General features: G+C 66.1%; 11 protein-coding genes. 3 read left to right on the top strand and 8 right to left on the bottom strand.

The genetic code is table 11. From position 1 onward, the window contains the following. Positions 1–4: 4 nt before the first annotated feature. Genes pstS through JX552_RS25515 form a run of 3 tightly spaced genes read right to left on the bottom strand, consistent with a single transcriptional unit; the run spans position 5 to position 3,058 of the window. Complete coding sequence (pstS, locus tag JX552_RS25525; RefSeq protein ID WP_205874578.1) at positions 5–1,129, bottom strand: phosphate ABC transporter substrate-binding protein PstS; 1,125 nt, start codon at positions 1,127–1,129, stop codon at positions 5–7. 47 nt (positions 1,130–1,176) lie between these two features. Continuing rightward, positions 1,177–2,103, bottom strand: a complete 927-nt coding sequence (gene ku / locus JX552_RS25520; RefSeq protein ID WP_205874577.1) for a non-homologous end joining protein Ku — start codon at positions 2,101–2,103, stop codon at positions 1,177–1,179. A gap of 4 nt (positions 2,104–2,107) precedes the next feature. After that, the gene (locus JX552_RS25515; protein ID WP_205874576.1) at positions 2,108–3,058 is read right to left on the bottom strand and encodes a carbohydrate kinase family protein; all 951 of its coding nucleotides are present in this window, start codon (positions 3,056–3,058) and stop codon (positions 2,108–2,110) included. A 24-nt stretch (positions 3,059–3,082) separates the two neighbouring features. On the opposite strand from JX552_RS25515, the gene JX552_RS25510 reads away from it, so the two are divergent. Beyond that, the gene (locus JX552_RS25510) at positions 3,083–5,356 is read left to right on the top strand and encodes an ATP-dependent DNA ligase (RefSeq protein ID WP_205874575.1); all 2,274 of its coding nucleotides are present in this window, start codon (positions 3,083–3,085) and stop codon (positions 5,354–5,356) included. After that, complete coding sequence (locus JX552_RS25505; protein ID WP_205874574.1) at positions 5,353–7,290, top strand: fumarylacetoacetate hydrolase family protein; 1,938 nt, start codon at positions 5,353–5,355, stop codon at positions 7,288–7,290. The genes JX552_RS25510 and JX552_RS25505 overlap by 4 nt, the downstream gene beginning before the upstream one ends. Before the next feature lie 100 nt (positions 7,291–7,390). Here JX552_RS25505 and JX552_RS25500 read toward each other — a convergent pair whose 3' ends face one another. Next, positions 7,391–8,308, bottom strand: coding sequence for a class I SAM-dependent methyltransferase (locus JX552_RS25500; RefSeq protein WP_205874573.1), 918 nt, complete (start codon positions 8,306–8,308; stop codon positions 7,391–7,393). Between the two features lie 56 nt (positions 8,309–8,364). Here JX552_RS25500 and JX552_RS25495 point away from each other — a divergent pair, with 56 nt between their 5' ends. Continuing rightward, positions 8,365–9,180, top strand: a complete 816-nt coding sequence (locus JX552_RS25495) for an enoyl-CoA hydratase/isomerase family protein (protein WP_205874572.1) — start codon at positions 8,365–8,367, stop codon at positions 9,178–9,180. 3 nt (positions 9,181–9,183) lie between these two features. Here the strand turns inward: JX552_RS25495 and JX552_RS25490 are convergent, their stop codons facing one another. The 4 genes from JX552_RS25490 to JX552_RS25475 form a co-directional block, all read right to left on the bottom strand. Further along, a complete protein-coding gene (locus tag JX552_RS25490; protein WP_205874571.1) occupies positions 9,184–10,053 on the bottom strand; it encodes a TIGR03619 family F420-dependent LLM class oxidoreductase in 870 nt (289 codons plus the stop codon). Between the two features lie 54 nt (positions 10,054–10,107). Continuing rightward, on the bottom strand, positions 10,108–10,872 hold the full coding sequence (locus JX552_RS25485) for an STAS domain-containing protein (RefSeq protein WP_205874570.1): 765 nt from the start codon (positions 10,870–10,872) through the stop codon (positions 10,108–10,110). 333 nt (positions 10,873–11,205) lie between these two features. Next, positions 11,206–12,369, bottom strand: coding sequence for a DUF4873 domain-containing protein (locus JX552_RS25480; RefSeq protein ID WP_241010728.1), 1,164 nt, complete (start codon positions 12,367–12,369; stop codon positions 11,206–11,208). Next, positions 12,366–13,271 (bottom strand): AurF N-oxygenase family protein, encoded by a 906-nt coding sequence (locus JX552_RS25475; protein ID WP_205874569.1) that lies wholly within the window; start codon positions 13,269–13,271, stop codon positions 12,366–12,368. The genes JX552_RS25480 and JX552_RS25475 overlap by 4 nt, the downstream gene beginning before the upstream one ends. Positions 13,272–13,281: the final 10 nt, after the last annotated feature.

Raw genomic sequence — 13,281 nt, 5'->3', positions numbered from 1 at the left:
GCGGTCACGCGATGGCGTTGACCACCGGCACCAATTTCGACTGGAACGAGTTCGGCAGCGGGATGTATCCGTACTCGTCCAAACCGACCTGACCGTCGCCAATTGTGGCTTGCATGAACGCCTTTACCGCCTGGCCGGTCGGGGTGTCGGGATATTTCGAGCAGACGATCTCGTAGGTGACCAACACGATCGGATAGGCGCCGGCCTGGGTCGGCTTGTAGAACGACGACGTGTCGACGATAAGGTCGTTCGTGTCGCTTCCGGCTTTGAAGGTGGCCCCGGCGATCGTCTTGCCGACGGTCTCGGCGCTGATCGACACCGCCTGCGGCCCGGCCGAGGTGATGATCTGGGCCATGTTCAGCTGGTGGCCCACCGCGAAGGACCATTCGTTGTAGGTGATCGACCCGTCGGTTCGTTTCATGGCCTGCGACGTACCGTCGTTGCCCGCAGCGCTTTCGCCGACGCCGCCGTTGAACACCTGGCCCGTGCCTTTGCCCCAGGCGCCGTTGGAGGCTGCGTCCAGGTAGCGCTGGAAGTTGTCGGTGGTTCCGGACTGGTCGCCGCGGAAGACGACGTGGATCGGCGTGGGTGGCAGGTTGGTGCTCGGGTTGAGTGCCTTGATGGCCGGGTCGTCCCACTTGGTGATGGCGCCGTTGAAGATCCTGGCGATGGTGGGTCCGTCCAGGCTCAGCGAATTGATCCCGTTGATGTTGTAGGTCACCGCGATGGGGCCGAAGACGACCGGAACGTCCCACGCCGGCGAGCCGCACCGCTCGCGGGCCCGATCCGGTTCGCCTTTGTCGGGATTCATCGGGGAGTCTGAACCGGCGAAGTCTGTCTCATTGCCGAGGAACGCCTTCATGCCGGCGCCCGAGCCGTTCGCGGCGTAGTCCAGGGTGTGGCCGGGGCAGGCGTGGATGTAGGCGTAGACGAACTGTTCCATCGCGTTCTTCTGCGCGGTGGAACCGCCGGCCAGGATCTTCTTCTTGCCGCCGCAGTTCACCGGGACCACCGGCGCGGCGCTGGAAGACGAGGACGCCGATTTGCCGGAGTTGCCGCCACATCCGGACAGCACCAGTGCGGTGACGACCAGCAGACTGAGGGCGACGCCAGATCGAGTCAACTTCACGGCAACTCCTCGAGGGGTCGGCAGCACGATGAGCTTACCCGGGGTGCTCATTTGCTGGTGGCTTTGGTGCCAGCCTTCTTGGCGGCAGATTTCTTGGCCGGCGCTTTCTTGGCCGGAGCCTTCTTCGCCGCCTTGGCGGGGGCCTGCTGCGCGGGCTCCTTCTTGGCGGGTTCCTTGTCGGCGCCCGAGCGTGCTTTCACGCTGGCCTCCAGTTTGGCGAGCAGGTCGGAGACATCCTCGGTCTCGTCGAGCTCGGTCGGCTGTTCCTCAACCGTAAAGGCTTCTTCGCCTTCGAGTTTGGCGTCGACCAGTTCCTGCAACTGTTCCTGGTAGGTGTCGTGGTAGCGGTCCGGGTCGAAGTCGTCAGCCATCGACTCGACCACCTGGCCGGCCATCTTCAACTCGGCGGGCTTGATCTCCACCTCTTTGTCCAGCACCGGGAAGTCCGGGTCACGGATCTCGTCGGGCCACAGCAAGGTATGGATCACCATCACGTCGCGTTTTCCGAAATCCTTGACCCGTAAGGCAGCCAGCCGCGTCTTGCTGCGCAGCGAGAAATGCACGATCGCCATCCGGTCGGTCTCGGCGAGCGTCTTGGCAAGCAGCACATAGGATTTGGATGATTTCGAGTCGGGCTCCAGAAAGTAGCTGCGGTCGAATAACATCGGGTCGACCTCGCTGGCCGGGACGAACTCCAGAACCTCGATCTCCCGGCTGCGTTCCTCGGGCAGGGTGGCGATGTCGTCGTCGGTGATGATCACGCTCTTACCGTCGTCGGATTCGAAGGCGCGGGCGATATGGCTGTATTCGACGACCTCGCCGCACACCTCGCACACGCGCTTGTAGCGGATGCGGCCGTTGTCCTTGTCGTGCACCTGGTGGAACTTGATGTCGTGGTCCTGAGTGGCGCTGTACACCTTGACCGGCACATTCACGAGCCCGAAAGCGATCGAGCCCTTCCAGATGGAGCGCATTTTGTCAGTATGCCCCGTGCGCATCCGGGTAGTCCGGTGACACCCGTGGGTGAGTGTGCGCCTGCAACGCGTGCCGGTCCGGGAGATCCGCACCGGCACGCGCGACGGTCAGTGCCGAGGCGGTGGCCGCGACTTCCAGTGCCGATGCCAGCGTGTCGAGAGTGATGCGGCGTAGCTGGTCCCGCCGATCGCCGCCGAGAAGGCCACGTCCCCACAGCGTGTCGAGCAGACCGACCATGAATGCGTCGCCGGCGCCGACGGTGTCGACCACGTCGACAGGCTTGGCCGGCACCTCGGCTCGACCGGCCGCGCAGCAGGCCGACGCCCCCCGATCGCCCTGGGTCAGCGCCACGATCGCGGGTCCACAAGCCAACCAGCTGCGCGCGGTGTCCAGCGGCGCGCGCTCGGGTACCAGCCAGCGCAGATCTTCGTCGCTGACTTTCACCACGTCGGCGCGGCCGATGAGATTGTCGATGCGTTCGCGCGCCTGGTCGCGGTCGGCGATCAGCGACGGCCGCACATTGGGGTCGAACGTGACCGTGGCGGACACCCGGTAGGTGTCCAGCAGCGCGGCGACAGCCAGGCAGCCCGGTTCGCGCACGGCGGCGATCGATCCGGTGTGCACGAACAGCGGCGGCGGGACGGGCGGGGTACCTTCGAGTCGCCAGTCCAGGTCGAAGTCGTAGGTGGCCGAGCCGTCCGCGGCAATAGTGGCCATCGCGGTCGATGTCTTGTCGGCATCAGCGCTGCCCGGGACCAGTTGCACCCCAGTGTCTTTGAGGTATTCAGCGATCTTGCGGCCGTAGGCGTCGGTGCCGATGTGGGTCAGGAAGTCGACGTCGCGGCCCAACCTTGCCAGTCCGGCGGCGACATTCAGCGGGCTGCCGCCGACATGCTCGGACCGCCCGTTGACGATGTCGATCAGGGCTTCGCCGATGATCAGCCCACGCGCCATGCCCAACACGTTACGTTGAGGAGTATGGGTGCGGCGTCACAGCAGCAGGTCAAGCTGACCAACGCCGACAAGGTGCTCTACCCGGCCACCGGGACCACCAAGGCCGAAATCTTCGACTACTACACCGGTATCGCCGAGGTGATGCTGCCACACATCGCCGGGCGGCCGGTCACCCGCAAACGCTGGCCCAACGGAGTCGATCACGACTCGTTCTTCGAGAAGCAGCTCGCCTCCTCCGCGCCGGATTGGTTGCCCCGCGCCAGCGTCAAGCACCGTTCCGGGACCACGACCTACCCGATCATCGACAGCGTCGACGGGTTGGCATGGATCGCGCAGCAGGCGGCGCTGGAAGTGCACGTGCCGCAGTGGCGATTCGAGGCGGAGTGGACCCGGGCCGGTGAGAGCCTCAAGCCGGGCCCGTCGACTCGCCTGGTGTTCGACCTGGACCCCGGCGAAGGTGTGACGATGACGCAGCTGGCCGACGTAGCGCGCGAAGTGCGGGACCTGATCGCCGACATCGGGTTGCGGACCTATCCGCTGACCAGCGGCAGCAAGGGCCTGCACCTCTACAGCCCGCTCGACGAGCCGGTGACCAGCCGCGGTGCCAGCGTGCTCGCCAAACGCGTTGCGCAGCAACTGGAAAAGACGATGCCGAAACTGGTCACCGCCACGATGACCAAGAGCTTGCGGACCGGCAAGGTGTTCATGGACTGGAGCCAGAACAGTGGCGCCAAGACCACCATCGCCCCCTATTCATTGCGCGGGCGCGAACATCCGACGGTCGCGGCGCCGCGCACCTGGGAGGAACTCGACGACCCGGATCTGGGCCAGCTCAGCTACTCCGAGGTGCTGGACCGGGTGGCGCGCGACGGCGATCTGCTCGCCGAACTCGACGCCTCGGATACTCCGGTGCCGGTCGCGGACCGCCTGAGCAAGTACCGCAGCATGCGCGACGCGTCCAAAACCCCGGAGCCGGTTCCGCGGGCGAAACCGGCTGCCGGGCCGGGCAATACGTTCGTCATCCAGGAACATCACGCTCGCCGGCTGCACTACGACTTTCGGCTGGAACGTGACGGTGTGCTGGTGTCCTGGGCGATCCCGAAGAATCTGCCCGAAACCACGTCGGTGAATCACCTGGCGGTGCATACCGAAGACCACCCGCTGGAGTACGGCGGCTTCGAGGGCACCATCCCCAGGGGGGAGTACGGGGCCGGCAAGGTGATCATCTGGGATGCGGGCACTTACGAGGCCGAGAAGTTCCTGGACAACGAGGTCATCGTGACGTTGCACGGCAACCGGATTTCCGGGCGCTACGCGCTGATACAGACCAACGGCGACCAATGGCTGGCGCACCGGATGAAAGACCAGAAGGTCTTCGACTTCGACGGCCTGGCGCCCATGCTCACCACCCACGGGTCCGTCGCCAAGCTGAAGGAGGGCCAGTGGGCGTTCGAGGGCAAGTGGGACGGATACCGGCTGCTGGTCGACGCCGACCACGGCAACATTGCTTTGCGCTCGCGCAGCGGACGCGACATCACGTCCGAATTCCCGCAGTTGCGTTCGGTGGCAGCCGATCTCGCGGATCATCATGTGGTGCTGGACGGTGAGGTGGTGGCGCTCGACGGCCACGGCGTGCCCAGCTTTCATCAGATGCAGAATCGAGTGCGCGCCACCCGCATCGAGTTCTGGGCCTTCGACCTCTTGTATCTGGACGGCCGGTCGCTGCTGCGGGCCAAGTACTCCGACCGCCGGCTTCTGCTGGAAACCCTGGGTGCCGCAGGTGATCTCATCGTTCCCGAGCTGCTGCCCGGCGACGGTGCGCAGGCACTGCAATATTCGGCCGAGCACGGCTGGGAGGGCGTGGTCGCCAAGAAACGGGACTCGACGTATCAGCCCGGCCGACGCTCGGCGTCGTGGATCAAGGACAAACTCTGGAGCACCCAGGAAGTCGTCATCGGCGGCTGGCGGCAGGGAGAGGGCGGACGCAGCAGCGGCATCGGCGCGTTGCTGGTCGGCATTCCCGGACCCGCCGGGTTGCAGTTCGCCGGCCGCGTCGGCACCGGATTCACCGACCGTGACCTGGCCAACCTCAAGAAGACGCTGGAACCGCTGCACACCGACGAATCGCCGTTCAGTGTCAAGCTGCCCGCCCGAGACGCCCGTGGGGTGACCTTCGTGCGGCCGACACTGGTCGGCGAGGTGCGCTACAGCGAATGGACTCCGGACAACCGGCTTCGCCAGCCCAGCTGGCGCGGGCTACGGCCCGACAAGAATCCAAGTGAGGTGGTGCGCGAATGAAGTGGGTGACCTACCGCAGCGCCGAGGGGGAACGAGTTGGCGTGCTCTCCGGTGACCAGATCTATGCCGTGGCGCCGGGAACGACGCTGCTCGACCTGATCGGCAGCGGGCCGGAGGGGCTGCGTTCGGCCGGCGAAGCGGCGTTGGCGTCGCCGGCATCGGTGGTGGCACTGGCCGATGTCTTGCTGGCGGCGCCGATTCCGCGCCCGCCGTCGATCCGGGACAGCCTGTGCTTCCTCGACCACATGCGCAACTGCCAGGAAGCGACGGGCGGCGGCCGGGTGCTCAGCGATACCTGGTATCGCATCCCGGCGTTCTACTTCGCCTGCCCGGCAACGGTATTGGGGCCCTACGAGGACGCGCCGTCCGCGCCCGGCAGCGCCTGGCAGGACTTCGAATTGGAGGTCGCCGCGGTGATCGGGGTGGCCGGCCGCGACCTCACGGTCGAGCAGGCCGAGCGGGCGATCATCGGCTACATGATCTTCAACGACTGGTCGGCACGTGACCTGCAGATGCTGGAAGGCCAGCTGCGGATCGGACAGGCCAAGGGCAAGGACAGCGGGGTCACGCTGGGCCCGTACCTGGTCACCGCGGACGAACTCGAGCCTTATCGCCAGGGCGGCAAGCTCAGCCTGGACGTGCGGGCGCTGGTCAACGACACCGTCGTCGGCACCGGGTCGACCGGGACGATGGACTGGACCTTCGGTGAGGTCATCTCCTATGCCTCGCGCGGTGTGACGCTGCGCCCCGGCGACGTGATCGGCTCCGGCACCGTGCCCACCTGCACCCTCGTCGAGCACCTGACGAAGCCGGCGTCGTTTCCCGGCTGGCTGCGCGACGGGGATGTGGTGACGCTTCAGGTCGAAGGGCTGGGGGAGACCCGGCAGACCGTCCGCGCCTCTCCGGCGCCTGTTCCGCTTGCGCCGCGTCCGAATCCGGCGGCGGCTGCTGAGGCGGTGCGGGTCAACCCGGCGCCCGCCAAGGTGCCCTACACGCGCGGGCTGCACTCGGTCGGTGACAGGGTATGGGCGTGGACGCTGCCGGACGGCGGATTCGGTTGGAGCAATGCCGGTTTGGTGGCCGGTGACGGTGCGTCGCTGCTGGTGGATACGTTGTTCGATCTGCCGTTGACACGCGAGATGCTTTCGGCGATGAGGGGTATCACCGAGGGCGCGCCGATCACTCAGGCGTTGATCACCCATTCCAACGGTGACCACACCCACGGCAACCAGTTGTTGGATCCGGACGTCGTTATTATCGCCGCGGCCGGCACCGCCGAGGAGATCTCGCACGATCTCACCGCCGACCGCCTGGTCACCATCCAAGTGGCTGACCTGGGCCCGGTCGCGACGCCGTTCGTGCGGGACCGCTTCGGGCACTTCGACTTCCGGGGCATCAAGGTGCGCAACGCCGACCAAACGTTCGACCGTTCGCTGACGATCGACGTCGGCGGCCGCCGAGTCGATCTGATCAACCTCGGCCCCGCCCACACCGCGGCCGACTCGGTGGTGCACCTGCCCGATGCCGGTGTGCTGTTCGGTGGGGACCTGTTGTTCATCGGGTGCACGCCCATCGTGTGGGCCGGCCCGATCGCGAACTGGATCGCTGCGTGCGATGCGATGATCGCATTGGACGCACCCACCGTCGTGCCCGGCCACGGCCCGGTGAGCGATCCCGACGGAATCCGCGCTGTGCGTGACTATTTCGTGTATGTCACCGAGCAGACTGACGCTCTGTATGCGAAGGGCCTGTCATTCGCCGAGGCCGTCGACGCCGTCGACCTCGGTGAGTACGCGTCGTGGCTGGACTGCGAGCGGGTGGTCGTCAACATGTATCAGCGGTATTGCGAACTGGATCCGGCGACTCCGGCGCGGGAGGTGCTGGGGTTGGTGGTGATGCAGGCGGAGTGGCTGGCGAAGCGGGGGAATGGCTGAGCGACGGGGATGTCTACCGACGGCTACTCGATCAAGACCATCGCGCTGGCTCAACGACCGCCCGTCCCGCGACCGTCCGCGTCATAGCCGATCCGCCCCGCTACCCCCACGACGCCCGCACAAACCCGATCGACTTCGCCGGCCCCGCCAGACCGGCCTCGCCCAGCGGCGCCAGCCCCGCCGCACTGAACAGCTCGGCCAGGTTCGACGTGATCGTGTTCCACCGGTTCGCCCACAGATGCGCTGCCACGTCGGTGTGCTCGCCGGGGTAGGTCAGGGCTGCGATATCCAGATCCAGTCCGAGCTCGCGCCACGAGTCGGTCATACGCACCGCCTGTTGCTGATCGGCTACCGACCGCCCGGCGACCTGTCCGTAGTCGGCGGCCAGCCAACTGCCGGAATCACTGAGCGAGATGACGTTGTCAAGCAACCGGACTTCGGCTTCCTGCGGCAGGAAGCCGATCAGCAAGCCCTCGGCGAGCCAGGCCGTCGGCTGGTCCACGTCGAACCCCGCGGCCAGCAGAGCCGCGGGCCAGTCGTCGCGGAGATCGATGCCGACGGTGCGGTGGTCGACGTCGGCGGTGACACCGAGCGCCCCCAGCGTCGACGTCTTGAAGTCGATGACTTCGGGCTGGTCGATCTCGAACACTCTGGTGCGGCCGGGCCATGGCAGTCGGTAGGGGCGGCAATCCAGCCCGGAGGCCAGGATCACGAACTGTTGCACGCCCATGCTGCCGGCCTCGGCGAAATAGTCGTCGAAGAACTTCGCGCGGGCGGCGAACGTGTCGATCATCCGTGGGAAGCCCAGTTTCCCGGCAGCGTCAACCTCGTCGAGCTCACCCGCCGCAAGCCGCACGAAAAGCTCCACTCCCACCGCCCGCACCAGTGGCTCGGCGAACGGGTCGTTGACGATGATGTTGTGGCGTCTGCTGGCGGCCGCCCGCGCGGCCGCGACCATGGTGGCGGTGGCCCCCACGCTGTTGGCCAGGTCCCAACTGTCGTCATCGGCGCGTGCCATGGACCTACCGTAAGCCCGGTACCCGCCAGTCCGCTGAAGTCGCTTAACGTTCGGATATGGCACCCGAACCCGCAGTCACCCTGGAGACCCTCGAGGACGAGATCGCCTGCATCACGCTCAACCGGCCCAAGCTGTTGAACGCCATCGACGGATCGTTGCTCAACGGGGTCGACGAGGCACTGAACACGCTGAGCCACGGCGACTTTCGTGCCGCGATCCTGACCGGAGCCGGCCGCGGGTTCTGCGCCGGTGCCGACCTGAGTGGTACCGGGGAGGCCTGGACCGACGTGAAACCCGCCACCCCGCCGTTCAAGGTCACCTACGACGCGCAGGTGCGGCTGGCCGATCTGCTCGTCCAGATGTACGAGCTGCCTATTCCGGTGATCGCCGCGGTCAACGGTGTCGCCGTCGGCGGTGGGCTCGCGTTCGCGCTGCACTCGGACATTCGGATTGCATCAGAGAACGCGCGGTTCGGCTCGGTGTTCATTAAAGCGGGTTTCTCGTCGATGGACATGGGCACCAGCTACCTGCTGCCCAAGATCGTCGGCGCCGGCGTCGCGCGCGAGCTGATGCTGACCGGCCGCATCATCGACGCCGCCGAGGCTTACCGCATCAGGTTGGTGCACGAAGTGGTCTCACCCGCCGATCTGATGGAAGCGACGCTGGCCAAGGCCCGCGAGATCGCCGCGAACAACGCGTTCGGGGTGTGGCAGACCAAGATCGGCCTCAACGCGGCGCTGGACGCCCCGAGTTTGCGCCATGCCATCGAGATCGAGAACCGCACTCAGATCCTGACCGGCTTCACCAGCAATCCCACCGAGGCCGCCATGGCGCATCGAGAGAAGCGGGCGCCGAAGTGGGATCCGCTGTGATAACTAGACTTTCGACATCACCTTGTCGGCGTACCTTTCCAGGTGCCCGACCTTGACCTCGAGCGGCTCCAGATCCGGTCCCTTGATGTAGGGCCAGCGGAAGCCGACGATGACATCGGTGACGCCCTTGTCCTCGAGACGCTTGATGCCGTCGACGGTGTAGGCGTCCGCGGAGATGACGTGAATCTCGAACGGGCCGCTCTTGCCCTCTTCCTCACGGAACTGCCGCACCCGAGCGATAAGTCGGTCGAGTTCCGCCGGGTCGCTGCCCCCGCCGTGCATCCAGCCGTCCAGACGCGCGGCGCGGCGCAACGCGGCGTCGGCGTGACCGCCCACCAGGATCGGGATCGGTTGTGAGGGAGCCGGACTCATCTTGGTCTTGGGGATGTCGTAGAACTCGCCGTGAAATTCGAAATAGTCGCCGGTAGTGAGGCCCTGCACGATTTCGATGCATTCATCGATTCGCTTGCCCCGCTTGGTGAATGGCAACCCCATCAGCTCGTAATCCTCCGGCCACGGGCTGGTGCCCACGCCCAGGCCCAGCCGGTTGCCGATCAGCGCGGCCAGCGAGCCCGCCTGCTTGGCCGTCAGGGCCGGGTGCCGGACCGGCAGCTTGAGGACGAAGAAATTGAACCGCAGTGTCGTCGTCACCGCGCCCAAAGCCGCTGTCAGGACGAATGTTTCGATCATATCCTTGCCGTCGAGGAATTCGCGGTTCCCGTCGGGCGTGTACGGATACTTCGAGTCCGATTCGAAGGGGTAGGCGAGGCTGTCGGCGATGGTCATGCTGTGGTACCCGGCCGCCTCGGCGGCTTTGGCCAGCGGGATGTAGAAAGCGGGGTCGGTCATCGACTCGGCGTAGCTGAACCGCACGTGATGTCTGCTTTCGTCGAAGGGGTGCGTCCCCCGACAGTAGAACCTGGGTCGTTAGAGCTGGTTCTCCGGCCCGATGACCGCCCACACCGTCTTGCCCGACGAGGTCGGCGTGCTGCCCCAGGCCCGCGACAGTGCTTCGACGATGGCCAGCCCGGAGACGTCGATGCCCTTGGAGGGAGAGGTCAGTCGCAACGCTGGTGCGCTGCTGGAATCGGACACCGCGATGGTCGCCGTCTGCCCCTCGCACTCGATGCGCATCACCGGGTCGCTACCGGTGTGTTCCAGCACGTTCTCGATGAAAACGTTCACCACTACGAGTGCGACCGGGATCAACCCGGGTTTTGACCAGGTGGTCAGCCATTCGCGGACCAGCTGCCGCGACTCGCGCAGGCTGGTGAGGTTGGCGGGCAGCTTCGCCTGCGCGTGCTGCAGCTTGCGGCGGCCGAGCTTGGCGACGCCCTTCAGCGCCCCTTTCTCGGTCGGATAGACGGGCATGAACTGGGCGACCCCGCTGCGGGTGATCGCTTCGCGGGTCGCGCGGTTCGACGAAACCAGGACGATCGGCACATCGGGCCGGGTGTCCAGCTGCCAGCGCGCGCTGACGAAGGCCGACCACGAGGCATCGTCGGGCACTTGAAGCGCGCTGACGTCGACGATGACAGCGCTGGGCACATCGAGCGTGGCTTTGGTGATGGTGTCCCGCAGCTCCGCGGAGTTCTTGGCGTCCAACAGGCCTTCGGCGGTCAGCACCGCCACCGACTGCTCGGTCCGCGATGCCAGGGCCAGCGAGCTGGAGGATTTGGCGACCGCGCTCATCGGGATGCCAGTCCGATCGTGTCGTCCGGTTCCATGTCCCGCTCCTCGAACTCATGCCCCGCCGCCGAATGCCGCCAAGAACGTCTATCTTCGGCCAACCGGGCCGTTTTGCGAAAGTGTGGACCCACCGGTGCGGCCCGGTATCGGTCCGCGGGGCTGAGCAGCGCCGGCGATCACGACGCCGAGCACTGCCGTCCCCGCTGTCGGGTCGCCGGCCGCAGCATGCACCACAATCGGGGGACTACCCATTAGCTGCCGGTGGTCAACCTCCAAATTGGAGCGACACCTAGCCTAACTGCTGTCTGATGGGTGCAGCTGCACGAATTTCGGCCGTCAGCCGTTGCGGGCGTACGGCGGCGCGCCGACCCCTGCCACCGAGTGCGTTCCCCAGGGCGTCTGCTCGACGATCCGGGCGGTTGCGCTGTGCCGGCCCACCGACAACGTTCCGACCCGTTCTCGAGACAGTTCCGCCACGTCGAACACGGTCCCCTGCCAGTGGTAATTGCCGTCGAGCGGATCCAAATGCCCGACCAGTCGCACGCGGACCGGATGGCGGGTGCCGCCGACCTCTAGCGTCGCCTCGCCGTCATAGGTGTCTTCGTAGTCCGGCGCATACGCCGACAGGTCGAACGCCGATGCCGCCGGTGGTGGCGGGGCGGGTGCGAGTTGGGCGCGTTCGTTGTACACCTGCTGGCTGCTGTGGCGCACCTCGATGCGGCGGCTGCCGCTGCGGTGCAGCAGCGCCACGCAGTCCGCGATGTAACGGGCCTGGGCATTCACGTCGGGCCCTGCGACGAGGAAGTAATTCGGGAACCCACGCACTGCCACGCCGAAGAACGGCTCCATGCCGTCGACCCAGGTTTGACGCAGGGTCAATCCGCCGGAACCGGCCAACGGCGGATCGTCCTCGATCGTGAAACCGGTGCCGTAGATGATCGCGTCGACGGAGTGCTCGCCGCCGTCGACGGTATGGATGCCGGTAGCGGTAATCGATTCGATCGGCGGTGCCACGTGCGGTCCGCTGCAGGTCCGGCGGAGCAACCGACGCTTGACTCGGGTGGGCCACAGTTCGATGTCGGTGACCACTCGCCGTGGGGCATGCGGAAAAACGGTTACCGCGCTTGCTGATTCGACGAGCCGGCGCAGGCGGTGCCCGGCGAACGAGTCGGTGCCGACCACCGCGATCCGCTTACCGGTTGCGTGGAAATTGTTGTCCCACTTCGCTGCGTGGAGCGAGTCGCCACGGAAATCGTTTTGGCCGTTTATCCTCGGAACCCAGGGGGTGGCCGGTGCCGGGCGGGCGGCCACGACGACGCGGGTCCGGACGACGTCGTCGTCGGTGTGTAACGCCCAACTGTCGGTGTCGTCGTCGAACGCCGCCCGCTCTACCCCGTCGAGCATCTCGATGTGTCCGACACCGGCTGCCCCCAGAGCGGCCTGCACGCTGCGGCCACGGGCTCCCGTACCGACGATCAGCACCGCGTGCGGTGTCGTCACAGGAACCTGCTGCGCTTCCAGCCCCGGCGTGCGATCCGGCCCATCAGCCCCACTTCGGTCAAAAACGCTGCCAGCGGAGCGAATCCGGCGACCTGAACCTCGCGGCGGTGCTCGCTGGTGCGTGCGGCGTGCCGGGCCCGCATCGGGTCCAGACCGGCACGGGCGTAGGGGACCGGGTTGCTGAACAGGTAGTTGAAGAAGTATCCGCCGAGGCCGTTGATGTTGGCCATGAACCAACGATTGAATCTGGGCATTTCGGCCGCCCGCTTGCGCGCACCGTCTCGCGCGAACTGAATGTGGCGAGCTTCTTCGGTGACGTGAATTCTCATCAGCCGCTGAATGATCGGCTGCAGCTCCGGGTCGTCCATCATCTGCCGCTGCAACGAGTCGAAGATCTCCTCGCCGATCAGCGCGGCTACCCACAGCATCGAACCGCGCTGGAACGCAAGCGGCAGCGCATTGATGATGTAGCGGTGAAAACGCCTCGGCTGCACGGGTTTTGCGCCGATCCGTTCGATCGCCTTACCGAACATGACCATGTGCCGGGTTTCGTCGCCCAGCTCCGTCAGCTTGTAATGCGTCGATCGGCTGGTGGGATCCTCGTGCAGGATGGTACGCAGCAAGGACTGGTTGAGCATGTTCTCGAACCAGATGCCGGCCGAGAGCGTGTTGACCAGTTCCTGGCGGGAAAGCTCGATCTGCTGCTCGCGGCTCATCTCGTCCCACATCGGTGTGCCGTACAGCGACACCAGTCGGGGTGGCAGGAAGAACTTGTCCGGGTCCAGCGGGGCGTCCCAGTCGATATCGACGACAGGTTCATAGGACTTCTTGACCGAGCCCTTGAGCAGACGCTCGGAGAACTCTTCACGACTGGGCCCACCCGGGCGCACCGCAGTGGTCATCGTTGACCGT

This window comes from Mycobacterium gordonae (genome assembly GCF_017086405.1).
Taxonomy (GTDB): domain Bacteria; phylum Actinomycetota; class Actinomycetes; order Mycobacteriales; family Mycobacteriaceae; genus Mycobacterium; species Mycobacterium gordonae_D.
Note: the sequence above shows the minus strand (reverse complement) of the source record. Positions and strands in the feature narration are given on the sequence as shown.